Origin of the sequence: Staphylococcus sp. M0911 (assembly GCF_003491325.1) — a bacterium.
GTDB classification, from domain to species: Bacteria; Bacillota; Bacilli; order Staphylococcales; family Staphylococcaceae; genus Staphylococcus; species Staphylococcus warneri_A.
Genome location: NZ_CP022881.1, coordinates 1,466,411 through 1,483,902, shown reverse-complemented (window position 1 = coordinate 1,483,902; position 17,492 = coordinate 1,466,411). Strand labels below are relative to the sequence as shown.

The following is a 17,492-nucleotide window of genomic DNA, read 5'->3' as shown; positions in this document are numbered from 1 at the left end:
TTACTTTGAAACCAATGATGTTAAAGCTGAACAATTTTGGTCCTTTCTTAAATGAAACAATAGATTTTAGAAATATAGATCAAAATCAATTGTTCTTAATTAGTGGTAAGACTGGTTCCGGTAAAACAATGATATTTGATGCTATCGTATATGCTTTATATGGCGAAGCTTCAACTAAAAATAGAAAGGAGAATGATTTAAGAAGTCATTTTGCAGATGGAAATTCAGCAATGCAAGTGACGTTCGAATTTGAACTTAATGATAAACTATTTAAGATAGTTCGTACGGGGCCTTTTGTCAAAGAGGGAAATACCACCAAAACTCCCGCGAAATTAAATGTTTTCGAGTATATAGAAAACGAATTTGATTTAAGGGAAAGTATGGTGAGTGCAGGTAACCAATTTATCATCGACTTAATTGGTGTTAATGCTGAACAGTTTAGACAATTATTTATTTTGCCACAAGGCGAATTTAAAAAATTCTTATTATCTAATAGTAAAGAAAAGCAAGGGATATTAAGAACACTCTTTAATAGTGAACGATTTGAAGAAATAGAAAAACGATTAAATGAAAATGTTAAAAATGAAAAAATCCAAATTGAAGAAAGATATAAAAATATTGAACGATTATGGAATGACATCCATACTTTTGAAAATAATGATCTAGAAGAATTAAAAAGTATCAATGTACATCAAACAGATAAAATCAATGAAGTATTACATAGATTTAATGAATTTGGTGAAAAAATAGGGCGAAAAAAATATGAACAAAAGAAAAGTCATGAAAATGAAATAGAAAAAGTAGAACAAAAACTCAATGATAATAAAGAGTTAGAATTCAATTTAAATGAGTTAAAGAAAAATGAAAATGAATTAAAGCAACTTAAGCAAAATGAAAGTTTTATTAATCAACATCGAGCGAAACTGAATAAGATTAATGAAATTAAACCATTATCGCAACTACTCGATAGAAATGAAGCGGCCAATAAAAAGTTAAATCAAGCAGAAAAATCTATAGAAATTGCTGTGCATTCAATTAATAATTTATTAAAAGAAAAAGAAGAAAATCAATTAGGATTAAATCAACTATCTGAACAAGAGGAGTCTATAAACATAGAAAAAGACTATTTAGAAAAGACTAATACTTTCTATAACAATTTGTCTCAGTATTTAAATAGTTATAAAGAAAAAGAACGTTTATCCTCTCAACTAGTAAATTTAAATGAAAAAAGCGAATTAGTAGAACGTGAATTATTAGAATTAAATGAAGCTATTAAATCAAAAGAAATCAACTACAGTCATGTTGAACAATTGAGTCAAGATATTTTCAATATTGAAAAGGAAATAGAACAAGCTGAAAAGTTAAAAAATGATATGCAAATGAAAGAAGAATTAAATTCTAAGTTGAATGACACTAAAGCGTCTTATAATCAAAAGTGTATTGAAATAGATGACTTATCTAATAAGCTATATGAAATAGATAAGACAGAAATTAATTTAAATAACAAAGAAACTTTAGTAGAACAACTTCAACAAGTCGTGTCACTTGGCGACATATGTCCAATTTGCGGGAATGAAATTACTTCATTAGGACAACATATTGATTTTGATAGTATTAATAAAAAGCAAAATTTAATTCAATCATTACAAGAAGATCTTAATAAAATGAATATTGATAAAGCAAAATTGGAAAGTTCTTTAAATCATTTAACAGAGCAAATAAATAATATTTATATTGATCAAAATTCCATACCGGATATTGAAAATCTGTATTCTAAAATCAGTAGAAAGAAAGAAGAAAAAGAAAAACAACAAAAAGAAAATGAATTTATCTTAAAAACGAATAAGAAAGTAGAACGAAAACGTCAAGAAACGTTTGAAATTAGAAATGAAGTTAAGAATGCTGAATCAAAAATTGAACAATGTGAGATACGAATCAATGATTTTGAATCAACAACTAAACATACTGAAATAGATGAATTTGAATCATATTTTAAAAAGCTAAAAAGTAATGTAGATCATTATTTAAAATCACTTGAAGAGCATCAACAAAATAGAAATGAAATTGCTCAAAAATTAAGTATTGAAGAAAATAACTTGCAGCATCATAAGCAAACTAAGAATGAAATCCAAGAAGATATCAAACAAACACAACAATCGATAGAAGCTGAAATGAATCGTTTAAATATAGATTCTATTGAGCAGGTTCAGGATATAGTTAAAATTGTTAATGAAAAAGAAAAAATTGAGAATGAAATTAAAGAATATGATAAACAAATCCATAAGTATGAATTGGAAATGAACAGACTTAAAGAGTTAGTTGCAGGGAAAAAATTAGATAATATAGAAGAAATTCAAAAAGCACTTTCACAACTTAAAGTTGAACTTGAACATTTGAATCATGAAATAGCCACATTAGAATATCAACTGAAATTAAATCAACAAAAAGTGGATGAAATCGTATCTAATATCGAGTATTTAAATAAAGAGTTGAAAGAGCAACAAGATATATTTAATCTTGCAGAAATTCTGTCTGGTAGAAACAGTCAAAAATTAACATTGGAAAATTATGTTCTGATTTATTATTTAGAAAAAATTATAGCACAAGCTAATTTACGTCTTGCTACTATGAGTGGTCAAAGATATCAATTGCAAAGAAGGGAAGCTTTATCTCAAGGGTTTAGTGGTCTGGAAATTGATGTTTTCGATTTTTATTCTAATAAAGCAAGACATATCAGTTCTTTATCAGGTGGAGAGACATTCCAAGCATCTCTAGCGCTAGCATTAGGTTTAAGTGAAATTGTTCAACAAGAATCAGGCGGTATCTCTCTTCAATCAATGTTTATTGATGAAGGTTTTGGTACATTAGATCAAGAAACACTTGAAACCGCACTAGATACATTAGTGAACCTCAAATCAACGGGAAGAATGGTAGGTATTATTTCCCATGTTAGTGAACTAAAACAAAGAATACCACTCATTTTAGAGGTTACATCAAATCAATATCAAAGTATGACAAAATTTAAATGGAACTAAAGTAAAATTTCTCTATAAAAAAATCGATTTATCAACTTACAATTAAAAAGTTGATAAATCGATTTAAAATTATTACTAATGTTTTTCTCTTAATAAATCTCTAATTTCAGTTAAAAGAACAGTATTTTGTTCTAATTCCTCTTCTGGTTCTTCATTCTTCATTAAAGTATTTGCAATTTTTACAAAGATAAATAATGCAAAAGCAATGATTATGAAATCAATTATTGATTGAATGAATAAACCATATTTAATTCCCCAAAAAGCCCAATCTTCTGCAAAATTAACTGAACCGAAAATTTTCCCAATTAATGGCATAATGATGTATTCGACTAATGCAGAGATAATTTTATTGAAAGCTGCTCCCATAACAACGGCTACAGCTAAATCTAACACGTTGCCTTTTAACGCAAAGTCTTTAAATTCTTTTAGCATTTAAATAGTCCTTTCTAAACAATATTTAAGAGCCATTATACAACATATAATTAATTTAGCAAATAGGAAATTTAATCAAATTTGATTCTAAATAGGACGTTTGTTATCCTATAGTAGTGCTTTAGTAAAATTAAATGTTTTAAGATAAAAAAAGAATATTTTAATTTTACTAGTTTGAAAATTTAATAATAGATATGAAGGGAGTAATTAATTATGAATTCTTCTTCTTCTAAAGAAAAGAACGGTAAGAAGATTTCTCCGGTGTTTATCTATAGTGCAATTATCGCAGCAATTGTTGTATTAATTGGTGCTATTTTCCCAACACAATTTGACACAGTAACGAATGAAGTCAAAATGTGGATAACAGATAAACTAGGTTGGTATTACTTAATTCTAACTACGATTATAGTATTCTTCTGTATTTTCCTTATCTTCAGTCCAATTGGGAAACTTAAATTAGGTAAACCAAATGACAAACCGGAATTTAATACTATTTCTTGGTTTGCGATGTTATTCAGTGCCGGTATGGGTATCGGTTTAGTCTTTTATGGTGCAGCCGAGCCAATGTCTCATTTTGCTTCACCACCTGATGCTGATCCGAAAACGACAGAAGCTTACACAGAAGCATTACGTTCAACGTTCTTCCATTGGGGCTTCCATGCATGGGCTGTTTATGGTGTTGTAGCATTGGCACTTGCTTATGCACAATTCCGTAAAGGAGAGCCTGGATTATTATCTAGAACTTTACGTCCAATTTTAGGTGATAAAGTTGAAGGACCTATTGGAACATTCATCGACGTACTTTCAGTATTTGCTACATTAGTTGGTGTAGCCGTATCACTTGGTATGGGTGCATTACAAATCAACGGTGGTTTAAATTACTTATTTGGCGTACCGAATACAACTTGGGTTCAAGCTATTATTATTGTAATAGTTACAATCTTATTTATTGCAAGTGCTTGGTCAGGTTTAAGTAAAGGTATCCAATATTTAAGTAATCTTAACATCGGATTAGGTGCTTTATTAATGATCATTACATTAATTATTGGACCGACTGTTTTAATCTTAAACATGATGACTAGTTCAACAGGTAGCTTATTAAATACATTCTTATTTAATAGTTTTGATACTGCAGCGTTAAATGGACAAAAACGTGAATGGATGTCTACGTGGACACTTTACTACTGGGGCTGGTGGTTAAGTTGGAGTCCATTCGTTGGTGTGTTTATTGCCAGAGTTTCAAAAGGACGCTCAATCAGAGAATTTATTTCTGGTGTACTATTAGTACCAGCGATTGTTAGTTTCATCTGGTTCAGTGTATTCGGTGTTCTTGGTATCGAAACTGGTAAGAAACATCCAGATTTATTCAAAATGACTCCAGAAACACAATTATTTGGTGTATTCAACCACGTACCATTAGGTATTGTATTATCATTTATTGCACTTATTTTAATTGCTTCATTCTTTATTACTTCAGCTGACTCAGCAACATTCGTATTAGGTATGCAAACAACATTTGGTTCATTAAATCCAAGTAGTATGGTTAAAGTAACTTGGGGTATTGCTCAAGCACTTATTGCCTTTGTATTATTATTAGCTGGTGGCGGAGATGGAACAAAAGCACTCAACGCAATTCAGAGTGCCGCCATTATTAGTGCGTTCCCATTCTCCTTTGTCGTCATATTAATGATGATCAGTTTCTACAAGGATGCTAATAAGGAACGTAAATTCTTAGGATTAACATTAACTCCTAATAAACACAGATTAGAAGAATATGTTAAATATCAACAAGAGGATTACGAATCTGATATTTTAGAAAAACGTGAATCTAGACGTAATCGTGAAAAAGAAGAATAATGGAATGAATTATCTACTTAAAGGTGGATTTATAGCTATCAACAATTTTGTTGATAGCTATTTTTATGTTTCAAGCATATAAAATAATAATTACTTGCGATTGATAACCATTCTCAATTAATAAAAATAACTTATAGTACAAATGCGTCATAATAAGTTTTACTTATATAACCTGATTAAAAATGCGAAATGAAAAATGACTCCTTTATATACCTATACAGTTGTGTTCGAAAACATATAATAATACAATTTAACTAAGGCATATAAATATATAGAAATTCAAGGGGGATATCAAATGGCTTCTAACTTTAAAGAAACAGCAAAGAAACAATTTGATTTAAATGGCCAATCATACACGTACTATGATTTAAAATCATTAGAAGAACAAGGTTTAACTAAAATTTCAAAGTTACCTTATTCAATCCGTGTATTACTAGAATCTGTGTTACGTCAGGAAGATGATTTTGTAATTACTGATGATCACATTAAACAATTAGCAGAATTTGGCAAAAAAGGTAACGAAGGTGAAGTACCTTTCAAACCATCTCGTGTAATTTTACAAGACTTCACTGGTGTACCAGCTGTAGTTGACTTAGCGTCTTTACGTAAAGCAATGAATGATGTTGGTGGGGATATTAATAAAATCAACCCTGAAGTACCAGTAGACTTAGTTATTGACCACTCAGTACAAGTTGATAGCTATGCTAATCCAGATGCATTACAACGTAATATGAAATTAGAATTTGAACGTAACTATGAACGTTACCAATTCTTAAACTGGGCAACTAAAGCATTCGATAATTATAATGCTGTACCACCAGCAACTGGTATTGTTCACCAAGTAAATTTAGAGTACTTAGCGAATGTTGTACATGTTCGTGATGTTGATGGCGAACAAACTGCGTTCCCGGATACATTAGTTGGTACTGACTCTCATACAACAATGATTAACGGTATTGGTGTATTAGGTTGGGGTGTCGGCGGTATTGAAGCCGAAGCAGGTATGTTAGGACAACCTTCATACTTCCCAATTCCAGAAGTTATTGGAGTAAGATTAAGCAATGAATTACCACAAGGTTCAACAGCAACTGACTTAGCGTTACGTGTAACTGAAGAGTTACGTAAACGTGGTGTAGTTGGTAAATTCGTTGAATTCTTCGGTCCAGGTGTAACAAACTTACCATTAGCTGACCGTGCTACAATTGCAAACATGGCGCCTGAATATGGTGCAACTTGTGGTTTCTTCCCAGTTGATGAAGAATCACTTAAATACATGAAATTAACTGGTCGTAAAGATGATCATATTGCACTTGTAAAAGAATATTTACAACAAAATAATATGTTCTTCCAAGTTGAAAATGAAGATCCTGAATATACTGAAGTGATTGATTTAGATTTATCTACAGTTCAAGCTTCTTTATCAGGACCAAAACGTCCACAAGATTTAATCTTCTTAAGTGACATGAAAACTGAATTCGAAAAATCAGTTACAGCTCCAGCTGGTAACCAAGGTCACGGTTTAGATGAAAGTGAATTTGATAAGAAAGCTGAAATCAAATTCAATGACGGTAGAACTTCAACTATGAAAACTGGTGATGTTGCAATAGCAGCGATTACATCATGTACAAATACATCTAACCCTTACGTTATGTTAGGTGCAGGTCTAGTTGCTAAAAAAGCAATTGAAAAAGGCTTGAAAGTACCTGATTATGTAAAAACTTCATTAGCACCAGGTTCAAAAGTTGTTACTGGATATTTAAGAGATTCAGGTTTACAAGAATATCTTGATGACTTAGGTTTCAACTTAGTTGGTTATGGTTGTACAACTTGTATCGGTAACTCAGGTCCATTATTACCTGAAATTGAAAAAGCAGTAGCTGACGAAGATTTATTAGTAACTTCTGTACTTTCTGGTAACCGTAACTTTGAAGGTCGTATTCATCCATTAGTTAAAGCTAACTACTTAGCTTCACCACAATTAGTTGTAGCTTATGCATTAGCTGGAACAGTTGATATCGATTTACACAATGAACCTATTGGTAAAGGTAAAGATGGTGAAGATGTATACCTTAAAGATATCTGGCCAAGTATCAAAGAAGTTGCAGATACAGTTGATAGTGTCGTAACACCAGAATTATTCTTAGAAGAATATGCAAATGTATACGAAAATAATGAAATGTGGAATGAAATCGACGTTACTGACGCACCATTATATGATTTCGATCCAAATTCAACTTATATTCAAAATCCATCATTCTTCCAAGGTTTATCTAAAGAACCAGGAACTATTGAACCATTAAAAGATTTACGTATTATGGGTAAATTTGGTGACTCAGTTACAACTGACCACATTTCTCCAGCAGGTGCTATCGGTAAAGATACGCCAGCAGGTAAATATTTATTAGACCATGATGTTCCAATTAGAGAATTTAACTCTTATGGTTCAAGACGTGGTAACCATGAAGTAATGGTACGTGGTACTTTCGCTAATATCCGTATTAAAAACCAATTAGCGCCAGGTACTGAAGGTGGATTTACAACATACTGGCCTACAGGAGAAATCATGCCTATCTATGATGCAGCTATGAAATATAAAGAAAATGGTACTGGTTTAGCTGTTTTAGCAGGTAATGATTACGGTATGGGTTCATCTCGTGACTGGGCTGCTAAAGGTACAAACTTATTAGGTGTTAAAACTGTTATCGCACAAAGTTATGAACGTATCCACCGTTCAAACTTAGTAATGATGGGTGTATTACCATTACAATTTAAACAAGGTGAATCAGCTGATTCTCTAGGTTTAGAAGGTAAAGAAGAAATTTCTGTAGATATCGATGAAACAGTTAAACCTCATGACTTAGTAACTGTTCATGCTAAGAAAGAAAACGGAGAAGTTGTTGATTTTGAAGCAATGGTTCGTTTCGATTCATTAGTAGAATTAGATTATTATCGTCATGGCGGTATTCTACAAATGGTATTAAGAAATAAATTAGCTCAATAATCACAAAGTGACTTTTGACAGTGCTAACGTTTAGGTTAGCACTGTTTTTTTATGCTAAACTATATATGTAATGTTAATAGTTAAGGAAGGATTGGACTTAAATGATTTATAGTTTGACTGAAATTGAACCAAGATATCAAGAGACAGATAAAATGGGCGTGATTTATCATGGTAATTATGCAACATGGTTTGAAGTAGCTCGTACAGATTACATTAGAAAACTAGGATTTAGCTATGCTGATATGGAAAAGCAAGGGATCATTTCTCCAGTTACAGACTTAAATATCAAATATAAAAAATCAATTTTTTATCCTGAAAAAGTTACCATTAAAACTTGGGTTGAAAAATACTCTAGATTGCGTTCTGTATATAGATATGAAATTTTTAATGAACAGGGCGAACTTGCAACTACAGGTTATACTGAGTTAATTTGTATGAAAGCTGATACATTTAGACCGATTAGATTAGATCGTTATTTTGCAGATTGGCATGAAACATATAGTAAAGTTGAAGGTTTAAATAAAGAAGGCATCAACGAGGAAGTCACTAATGGTATTGATCATTTATAATTTAAACTAATAAGACATATTAAACATAGCCCTAGAGTGCTTTATAAATGCATTCTAGGGCTATATAATATTTCTATTTCTTTGTATATGAAATTTCATCTTCATGATCAACTGTATCTACAACAATATGATCATCTTCAAAGTACCATAAATCTTTTTCAGATATAACAATCGTTAAACCGTTATAATCTTCTTCGTAAGCAACCGCAACATCAGATTTGTTTTCAACATTAAATGCTGGGCTGAATCCTTGTTTTAATTGAAATTCGCCACCATAACGTACGAAGAAATGTAATACTTGATTATCTTCAGGTAAGTCAAATTCATCTTTAAACCATTGAACTGCTTGATCTGTAAGTTCAATTTTCATTTAATCTCCTCCATATTAAATCTCTATATTTTACTAGATGGATTGTCAATTTTAGTGATATTAGAATTATAGCATAGCCTATCATTCTAATATATTTTTAAACACTATATTTAAAACGTAATACTTACAAAAATATAAAATCATCTGTGTACAATTGATTACAATATAGAAAAGCGCTTAGTAAGATATCTATTTAACAAATACCTAACTAAGCGCTCATAACTTTGTTTATTTAATTTACATCCATGTTATCTTAGGTTCTTCACCTTTAAAGATACGGACAATATTTGTTTTGTGGCGTATAATTAAAATTATAGAAACAATTCCACTGACTGCAAGTAAAATGTAGTCCTGTATAATGAGTGAACCTATCACACAACAAATGGCTGCTACGATACTTGATAAGGACACGTATTTAAATGTTTTTAGCACTAAAAAGAAAATTGCAGCTAAAATTAATAATAAAATGGGATTGACTCCTAAAACTACCCCAGCACTCGTAGCAACTGCTTTACCACCTTTAAATTTTAAATATATAGGATATACATGGCCAAGTATTGCAAATAAACCTACAATTAGTCCGTTGGTAAAGAATGTACTTATAGGTCCATCAGCATGTACTGGTAACCAAATAGGGAAGAATACAGTGATAAACCCTTTAAATATATCTAAGAAGGTTACCACAAATCCTGCTGGTCTACCTAATACCCTAAAACTATTTGTTGCTCCAGTATTGCCACTACCAAATTGTCTTATATCTTTCTTAAAGAATAGCTTTCCAATAACCAAACCACTTGGAAAAGCACCAATAAGATAACTTAGTATTAACATGACGACGATCATCATAAAATACACATCCTTTAGTAACTTAGCACTATTTTACCATATACCCCTTATTTTAGAACAATAAAAATTGATAATTTAAAAATGAATAATCATTAAAATAAACTGAATTATCAAGATGATACTTGCAATTTATACAGATTTATATAAGAATAACTATTGTATAGTTTTAAAAACGAACGTACGTTTGTAGGAGGGCGAAATCATTGGCAATGAATAAACAAAATCATTATTCAGATGATTCTATACAGGTTTTAGAAGGTCTTGAAGCTGTTAGAAAAAGACCGGGGATGTATATAGGATCAACTGATAAACGTGGATTGCATCATCTAGTATATGAAGTTGTCGATAACTCCGTCGATGAAGTATTAAATGGTTACGGGGATGAAATAACAGTTATCCTAAACCAAGATGATAGTATTTCAATAGAAGATAATGGTCGTGGGATGCCAACAGGTATTCACGCTTCAGGTAAACCAACTGTTCAGGTTATCTTTACCATATTACATGCTGGAGGCAAATTTGGCCAAGGTGGATATAAAACATCTGGTGGACTACACGGTGTTGGTGCGTCGGTAGTTAATGCACTAAGTGAATGGTTAGAAGTTGAAATTCATAGAGACGGTAATATTTATAAACAGAGTTTTAAAGATGGTGGTGTGCCTGCGACAGGGTTACTCAAAGAAGGAAAAACAAAGAAAACGGGTACAAAAGTAACGTTTAAACCAGATCCTGAAATTTTCAAAGCCACAACATCATTTAATTTTGATGTTCTAAGTGAGCGTTTACAAGAATCTGCATTCTTATTAAAAAACTTAAAAATTAAATTAATTGATTTACGTCGTGGTAAAGAAAGAGAAGAATATTATCATTACGAAGAAGGTATTAAAGAATTTGTAAGTTATGTCAATGAAGGTAAAGAAGTCCTTCATGAGGTTACAACTTTTACAGGTACTACTAATGGCATCGAAGTTGATGTGGCTTTCCAATATAACGATCAATATTCTGAAAGTATTTTAAGTTTCGTAAATAATGTGCGTACTAAAGATGGCGGTACACATGAAGTTGGATTTAAAACAGCTATGACTCGTGTATTTAACGATTATGCGAGACGTATCAATGAATTAAAAGAAAAAGATAAAAATTTAGATGGAAATGATATACGTGAAGGATTAACAGCTATCGTTTCTGTAAGAATTCCTGAAGAGTTATTACAATTCGAAGGACAAACTAAATCTAAATTAGGTACATCAGAAGCTAGAAGTGCTGTAGATTCAGTTGTTTCTGAAAAATTACCATTTTATCTTGAAGAAAAAGGACAATTGTCTAAATCGCTTGTGAAGAAAGCGATTAAAGCACAACAAGCTAGAGAAGCTGCACGTAAAGCACGTGAAGATGCACGTTCTGGTAAAAAGAACAAACGAAAAGATACTTTATTATCAGGTAAATTAACTCCTGCTCAAAGTAAAAATACAGAGAAAAATGAACTTTATTTAGTAGAGGGTGACTCTGCTGGTGGTTCGGCTAAACTTGGTCGTGATCGTAAATTTCAAGCGATACTCCCATTAAGAGGTAAAGTCATTAATACTGAAAAAGCTAGATTAGAAGATATCTTTAAAAATGAAGAGATCAACACGATTATTCATACCATTGGTGCAGGTGTTGGTAATGAATTTAAAATTGAAGATAGTAATTATAGTCGAATTATCATTATGACCGATGCTGATACAGATGGTGCCCATATTCAAGTGTTATTATTAACGTTCTTCTTCAAATATATGAAACCTTTAGTACAAGCAGGTCGAGTCTTTATAGCATTACCTCCACTTTATAAATTAGAAAAAGGTAAAGGTAAATCTAAGAAAGTAGAATATGCTTGGACAGATGATGAATTAGATAAATTACAAAAGCAACTTGGTAAAGGATTCTCATTACAACGTTACAAAGGTTTAGGTGAAATGAACCCTGAACAATTATGGGAAACAACAATGAATCCAGATACACGTACGTTGATTCGAGTTCAAGTTGAAGATGAAGTACGCTCTTCAAAACGTGTAACAACGTTAATGGGAGATAAAGTAGCTCCACGTAGAGAATGGATTGAAAATCATGTTGAATTTGGTATGCAAGAAGATTTAAGTATTTTAGATAATGCTGAAGTTCAAATTTTGGAAAATGAAACCTATGAGGAGGATGAAACGAATTGAGTGAGATAATTCAAGATTTATCACTTGAAGATGTAATAGGTGACCGTTTTGGACGATATAGTAAATATATTATCCAAGAGAGAGCATTACCAGATGTTCGTGACGGGCTTAAACCAGTACAGCGTCGTATTCTATACGCGATGTATTCAAGTGGTAATACATTCGACAAAAATTTCCGTAAAAGTGCTAAAACTGTCGGGGATGTCATTGGTCAGTATCATCCTCATGGTGACTCTTCAGTATATGATGCCATGGTGCGCTTAAGTCAAGATTGGAAGTTACGACATGTCTTAATTGAAATGCATGGTAACAATGGTAGTATTGATAATGACCCACCAGCAGCGATGCGTTATACAGAAGCTAAGCTAAGTCAATTATCTGAAGAACTGTTAAGAGATATCAATAAAGAAACCGTGTCATTTATTCCAAACTATGATGATACAACATTAGAGCCTATGGTATTACCTGCTAGATTCCCTAATTTATTAATTAATGGCTCTACTGGTATTTCAGCAGGTTATGCAACTGATATTCCACCACATAATCTTGGTGAGGTTATTCAAGCGACTTTAAAATATATTGATAATCCTGATATTACTGTGAGCCAATTAATGAAATACATGAAAGGACCTGATTTTCCAACTGGAGGCATTATTCAAGGTCTAGATGGTATCAAAAAGGCATATGAATCAGGTAAAGGTAAGATTGTGGTACGTTCAAAAGTAGACGAAGAAGAACTACGCAATGGACGTAAAGAATTGATTGTGACTGAAATTCCGTACGAAGTGAATAAAAGTAGTCTAGTTAAACGTATTGATGAATTACGTGCGGATAAGAAAGTTGACGGTATTGTTGAAGTTCGAGATGAAACGGATAGAACTGGCTTACGTATTGCTATAGAACTTAAAAAAGATGTTAATAGCGAAGCAATCAAAAATTTCTTATATAAAAATTCTGACTTACAAATATCTTACAACTTTAATATGGTAGCAATTAGTGACGGCCGACCAAAATTAATGGGTATTAAACAAATTATTGATAGTTATATCAATCATCAAATTGAAGTCGTCGCGAATAGAACTAAATTTGATTTAGAACATGCTGAAAAACGCATGCATATTGTTGAAGGTTTAATGAAAGCATTGTCAATATTGGATGAAGTCATTGCACTTATTCGTAATTCTAAAAATAAAAAAGATGCTAAAGATAACTTGGTGGCTGAATTTGACTTTACTGAAGCTCAAGCAGAAGCGATTGTGATGTTACAACTTTATCGTTTAACAAATACCGATATTGTTGCTTTAGAACAAGAGCATGATGAATTATCGAATTTAATCAAAGATTTACGTCATATCTTAGATGATCACGATGCATTATTAAATGTGATTAAAAATGAATTGACTGAAATTAGAAAGAAATTTAAAACAGATCGTCTTTCTACAATTGAAGCGGAAATTTCTGAAATTAAAATTGATAAAGAAGTTATGGTACCAAGTGAAGAAGTAGTATTGAGCTTGACAAGACATGGTTATATTAAACGTACGTCCACACGAAGTTTTAACGCAAGTGGCGTTTCTGAAGTAGGCTTAAAAGACGGGGACAGCTTATTAAAGTATCTTGATGTAAATACCCAGGATACTGCACTCGTGTTTACAAATAAGGGTAGATATTTATTCATTCCTGTTCATAAATTAGCTGAAATTAGATGGAAAGAGTTAGGACAACATGTGTCACAAATTGTTTCTATTGATGAAGATGAACAAGTGATTGATGTGTTTAATGAGAAAGACTTTAACCAACGCGAAGCCTTTTATATTATGGCTACGCGCAATGGCATGATTAAGAAAAGTAGCGTTCCGCAGTTTAAAACAACACGCTATAACAAGCCATTAATTGCTATGAAAGTAAAAGAACAAGATGAAGTGATTAACATCATGCGAGTAGAATCAGATCAATTGATTACAGTGGTTACGCACAAAGGTATGTCACTAACTTATTCTACAAATGAACTATCTGATACAGGTCTTCGTGCTGCTGGTGTTAAATCTATTAATTTAAAAGATGAAGATTTCGTAGTAATGACTCAAATGATTAACCACTCAGAATCAGTGATGATGGCTACTCAACGTGGTGCAATTAAGCATATTGGATTCAAAGTATTACAAGAAGCTAAACGTGCACAAAGAGGTATAACTTTACTTAAAGAATTGAAAAAGGCGCCGCATCGAATTGTAGCTGCTGATGTTGTCTGCGCTAATCATACGACATATACATTATACTCAGATAACAATCAAGAGAGTGGCGAAATTGCGTCAATTCACAAATCTGAACAATATACGAACGGTTCGTTTATTGTAGATATTGATGATTTTGGTGAAGTTAAAGGTATGTACTTACAATAAAAGTATATGCAATACATGAATAAGATGATAGAATAAAATATAATAATAACAATTAAAGCGTTCAAGAGGTTTATATTAAATTGAACAATCTAGTGTTAAGTATTGATACTTTGAATCATTATTTAATTAGATTGCTATATGATAATATGAATCTCTTGAATTTTTAAGATATGAATTTTATTTATAGATGAGAGGGATTTATTTGAAAGATTTTGATAGTTTAATTCCTGGTTGGTTTAAAGATTTTGTCCAAGTAGGGAATGATTTAATTTGGTCTCAATATCTAATTGGATTGTTACTTACAGCTGGTTTCTTCTTTACTATCAGTTCTAAATTTGTGCAACTTCGCATGTTACCTGAAATGTTTAGAGCATTAGTTGAGAAACCTGAAACATTAGAAAGTGGCGAAAAAGGTATTTCGCCTTTCCAAGCATTTGCAATTAGTGCAGGTTCAAGGGTTGGTACAGGAAACATTGCTGGTGTAGCAACAGCAATTGTATTAGGTGGCCCTGGTGCAGTATTTTGGATGTGGATTATTGCATTTATAGGTGCAGCAAGTGCATTTATGGAAGCAACATTAGCACAGATTTATAAAGTACATGATAAAGATGGTGGGTTCCGAGGCGGACCAGCATATTACATAACTAAAGGATTAAACCAAAAATGGCTAGGTATTGTATTTGCGATTCTAATCACAGTTACCTTCGCATTTGTGTTTAATACAGTTCAATCAAATACGATTGCTGAATCATTAAATACTCAGTATCATATTAGCCCAGTTATTACAGGAATTGTACTAGCTGTCATTACAGCTATCATTATTTTTGGTGGTGTTCGAAGTATTGCGACATTATCATCATTAATCGTTCCTATTATGGCGATCATATACATTGGTATGGTTTTAATCATTTTACTATTAAACTTAGATCAAATCGTTCCAATGATTGGTACTATTATCAAAAGTGCTTTTGGTTTTGAACAAGTAACTGGTGGTGCTGTAGGTGCTGCTATATTACAGGGTATTAAACGTGGTTTATTCTCAAATGAAGCAGGTATGGGTTCTGCACCAAACGCAGCAGCAACAGCTGCCGTACCTCATCCAGTTAAACAAGGTTTAATTCAATCATTAGGTGTATTCTTTGATACTATGCTTGTATGTACAGCTACAGCAATCATGATTTTATTATATTCTGGATTAAAATTTGGAGAAAATGCACCTCAAGGTGTGGCAGTTACACAATCTGCTTTAAATGAACATTTAGGTTCAGCAGGTGGTATTTTCTTAACCGTTGCAATTACACTATTTGCCTTTTCTTCAGTAGTAGGTAACTACTATTATGGACAATCTAATATAGAATACCTTTCAAATAATAAGACAATTATTTTCATTTTTAGATGTCTTGTAGTCGTACTTGTATTCATTGGTGCAGTTGCTAAAACTGAAACAGTATGGAGTACAGCAGACTTATTTATGGGACTAATGGCAATTGTTAATATTGTTTCTATTATTGGTCTTTCTAATATTGCTTTTGCAGTAATGAAAGATTATCAAATGCAACGTAAAGCAGGTAAAAATCCTGTGTTCAAACCAGAAAACCTTGAGATCAACTTATTTGGAATTGAATCTTGGGGTATCAATGCAACAAATAAAGCAAATAAAAATAATAAGTAATGATAAATCCTGAGACGTATTTCAATGTCTCAGGATTTTTTTATTAAAACATAAGTTATTGATTATGAACTCTTTAGTATTGTGCAGGATAATTTTTGTAACTAGAAATTAAAGTACTTTGATAATAGTAAAATCGAGTTTTATAAATAAAAAGATTTAAAAATGTATTTTCTTTTCATTTATATCATTTAGCTTTATAATTTTAATAATGGAGCAGGAAAGGTGATAATGATGGGGAAATACAAAATAAGTAAAATTCTCAATAATAACGTTATCATATGCACGAATAAAGATCAGGAAGTTGTACTCATTGGAAAAGGTATTGGCTTTAATAAAAAGCAAGGTTTGATTTTAGATGAATCAGCTTCCATTGAAAAAGTGTATAAGCTTGATCAAGATAAACATAAAGAGCATTATAAGACATTGGTTGAAATGGCGGATGACCATGTACTGCAAGCAGTCATAGAATCAGTCAATTTAATCACAAACGCGACTTTAGATATTGATGATAAAAATCTAGTCGTTGCCTTAACTGATCATATTATTTTTGCGTATAAACGTTTAAAACAAAATCAACTCATTAGTAATCCGTTTGCTATGGAGACTAAATATTTATATAGTGATGCATATCAATTAGCAGCCAAAGTAATAGAAAGACTCAATCAACAATTAGATGTTCAATTTCCAGAAGATGAAATTGGATTTATCGCATTACATATTGCTTCTAATTCAGAAGAATTATCCATGCGAGAAATGTCGTTAATCAATCAATTAATTAATAAGAGTATTACAATCATTGAATCTGATTTAAATCATCAAGTTGATCAATCCTCAATACAATATCAACGTTTTATTAGACATGTTCAGTTCCTTATTCGTCGTTTGAAACAGAATGAAGCGATTCATGCACAAAATGATTTTATTGAAATGATTAAAAAGCATTACCCACAATGCTATTCCACAGCTTTTAAAATTTTAAAAATGATTCAAATGGAATTCGATATTACAATTAATGAAGCTGAAGTGATTTATTTAACATTACACATTCACCATTTTGAAGGGCAAATCAATCGTGATTAATCATACTTAGTTGTATTTTAATAG

Annotated in this window: 11 protein-coding genes; 8 read left to right on the top strand and 3 right to left on the bottom strand. The window is 31.7% G+C overall.

The annotated features are described in order from the left end of the window. The first annotated feature begins 5 nt into the window (after nt 1-5). Nucleotides 6-3,035: an exonuclease subunit SbcC gene (gene sbcC / locus ssp1_RS07160; RefSeq protein ID WP_118828163.1), complete on the top strand. Its 3,030-nt coding sequence runs from the start codon at nt 6-8 to the stop codon at nt 3,033-3,035. Nucleotides 3,036-3,110: 75 nt separating this feature from the next. Here the strand turns inward: sbcC and mscL are convergent, their stop codons facing one another. Next, on the bottom strand, nt 3,111-3,467 hold the full coding sequence (mscL, locus tag ssp1_RS07155) for a large conductance mechanosensitive channel protein MscL (protein WP_002451310.1): 357 nt from the start codon (nt 3,465-3,467) through the stop codon (nt 3,111-3,113). A 213-nt stretch (nt 3,468-3,680) separates the two neighbouring features. On the opposite strand from mscL, the gene ssp1_RS07150 reads away from it, so the two are divergent. The 3 genes from ssp1_RS07150 to menI all read left to right on the top strand — a co-directional run bounded on the left by ssp1_RS07150 (nt 3,681) and on the right by menI (nt 8,894). After that, nucleotides 3,681-5,324 carry a glycine betaine uptake BCCT transporter gene (locus tag ssp1_RS07150; protein ID WP_075778828.1) on the top strand — a complete coding sequence of 548 codons (1,644 nt, stop codon included), beginning with the start codon at nt 3,681-3,683 and terminating at the stop codon, nt 5,322-5,324. 295 nt (nt 5,325-5,619) lie between these two features. Further along, nucleotides 5,620-8,325 carry an aconitate hydratase AcnA gene (acnA, locus tag ssp1_RS07145; protein WP_002451312.1) on the top strand — a complete coding sequence of 902 codons (2,706 nt, stop codon included), beginning with the start codon at nt 5,620-5,622 and terminating at the stop codon, nt 8,323-8,325. Between the two features lie 101 nt (nt 8,326-8,426). Then, entirely contained in the window at nt 8,427-8,894 is a 468-nt protein-coding gene (menI, locus tag ssp1_RS07140; RefSeq protein ID WP_002451313.1) for a 1,4-dihydroxy-2-naphthoyl-CoA hydrolase MenI, read from the top strand. A gap of 73 nt (nt 8,895-8,967) precedes the next feature. Here menI and ssp1_RS07135 read toward each other — a convergent pair whose 3' ends face one another. Both ssp1_RS07135 and plsY read right to left on the bottom strand, forming a co-directional pair. After that, nucleotides 8,968-9,264 (bottom strand): HesB/YadR/YfhF family protein, encoded by a 297-nt coding sequence (locus tag ssp1_RS07135; protein ID WP_075778827.1) that lies wholly within the window; start codon nt 9,262-9,264, stop codon nt 8,968-8,970. A 237-nt stretch (nt 9,265-9,501) separates the two neighbouring features. Continuing rightward, the gene (gene plsY / locus ssp1_RS07130; RefSeq protein ID WP_023375260.1) at nt 9,502-10,110 is read right to left on the bottom strand and encodes a glycerol-3-phosphate 1-O-acyltransferase PlsY; all 609 of its coding nucleotides are present in this window, start codon (nt 10,108-10,110) and stop codon (nt 9,502-9,504) included. 209 nt (nt 10,111-10,319) lie between these two features. Between plsY and parE the strand changes: the two genes are divergently transcribed. From parE to glcT, 4 genes are all read left to right on the top strand, one after another. After that, nucleotides 10,320-12,314 carry a DNA topoisomerase IV subunit B gene (gene parE, locus ssp1_RS07125; RefSeq protein ID WP_162886128.1) on the top strand — a complete coding sequence of 665 codons (1,995 nt, stop codon included), beginning with the start codon at nt 10,320-10,322 and terminating at the stop codon, nt 12,312-12,314. Continuing rightward, nucleotides 12,311-14,716 (top strand): DNA topoisomerase IV subunit A, encoded by a 2,406-nt coding sequence (gene parC / locus ssp1_RS07120; RefSeq protein WP_075778826.1) that lies wholly within the window; start codon nt 12,311-12,313, stop codon nt 14,714-14,716. The genes parE and parC overlap by 4 nt, the downstream gene beginning before the upstream one ends. A 202-nt stretch (nt 14,717-14,918) precedes the next feature. Next, nucleotides 14,919-16,388: a glutamine transporter AlsT gene (gene alsT, locus ssp1_RS07115; RefSeq protein WP_002451318.1), complete on the top strand. Its 1,470-nt coding sequence runs from the start codon at nt 14,919-14,921 to the stop codon at nt 16,386-16,388. A 231-nt stretch (nt 16,389-16,619) separates the two neighbouring features. Next, nucleotides 16,620-17,468, top strand: a complete 849-nt coding sequence (glcT, locus tag ssp1_RS07110; protein ID WP_075778825.1) for a glucose PTS transporter transcription antiterminator GlcT — start codon at nt 16,620-16,622, stop codon at nt 17,466-17,468. Nucleotides 17,469-17,492 lie beyond the last annotated feature (24 nt).

Excerpts from the sequence above, each read along its gene's own strand:
- acnA (WP_002451312.1), top strand. The coding sequence starts at position 5,620 with ATGGCTTCTAACTTTAAAGAAACAGCAAAGAAACAATTTGATTTAAAT.
- mscL (WP_002451310.1), bottom strand. The coding sequence starts at position 3,467 with ATGCTAAAAGAATTTAAAGACTTTGCGTTAAAAGGCAACGTGTTAGAT.
- glcT (WP_075778825.1), top strand. The coding sequence starts at position 16,620 with ATGGGGAAATACAAAATAAGTAAAATTCTCAATAATAACGTTATCATA.
- parE (WP_162886128.1), top strand. The coding sequence starts at position 10,320 with ATGAATAAACAAAATCATTATTCAGATGATTCTATACAGGTTTTAGAA.
- menI (WP_002451313.1), top strand. The coding sequence starts at position 8,427 with ATGATTTATAGTTTGACTGAAATTGAACCAAGATATCAAGAGACAGAT.
- ssp1_RS07135 (WP_075778827.1), bottom strand. The coding sequence starts at position 9,264 with ATGAAAATTGAACTTACAGATCAAGCAGTTCAATGGTTTAAAGATGAA.
- ssp1_RS07150 (WP_075778828.1), top strand. The coding sequence starts at position 3,681 with ATGAATTCTTCTTCTTCTAAAGAAAAGAACGGTAAGAAGATTTCTCCG.
- plsY (WP_023375260.1), bottom strand. The coding sequence starts at position 10,110 with ATGATGATCGTCGTCATGTTAATACTAAGTTATCTTATTGGTGCTTTT.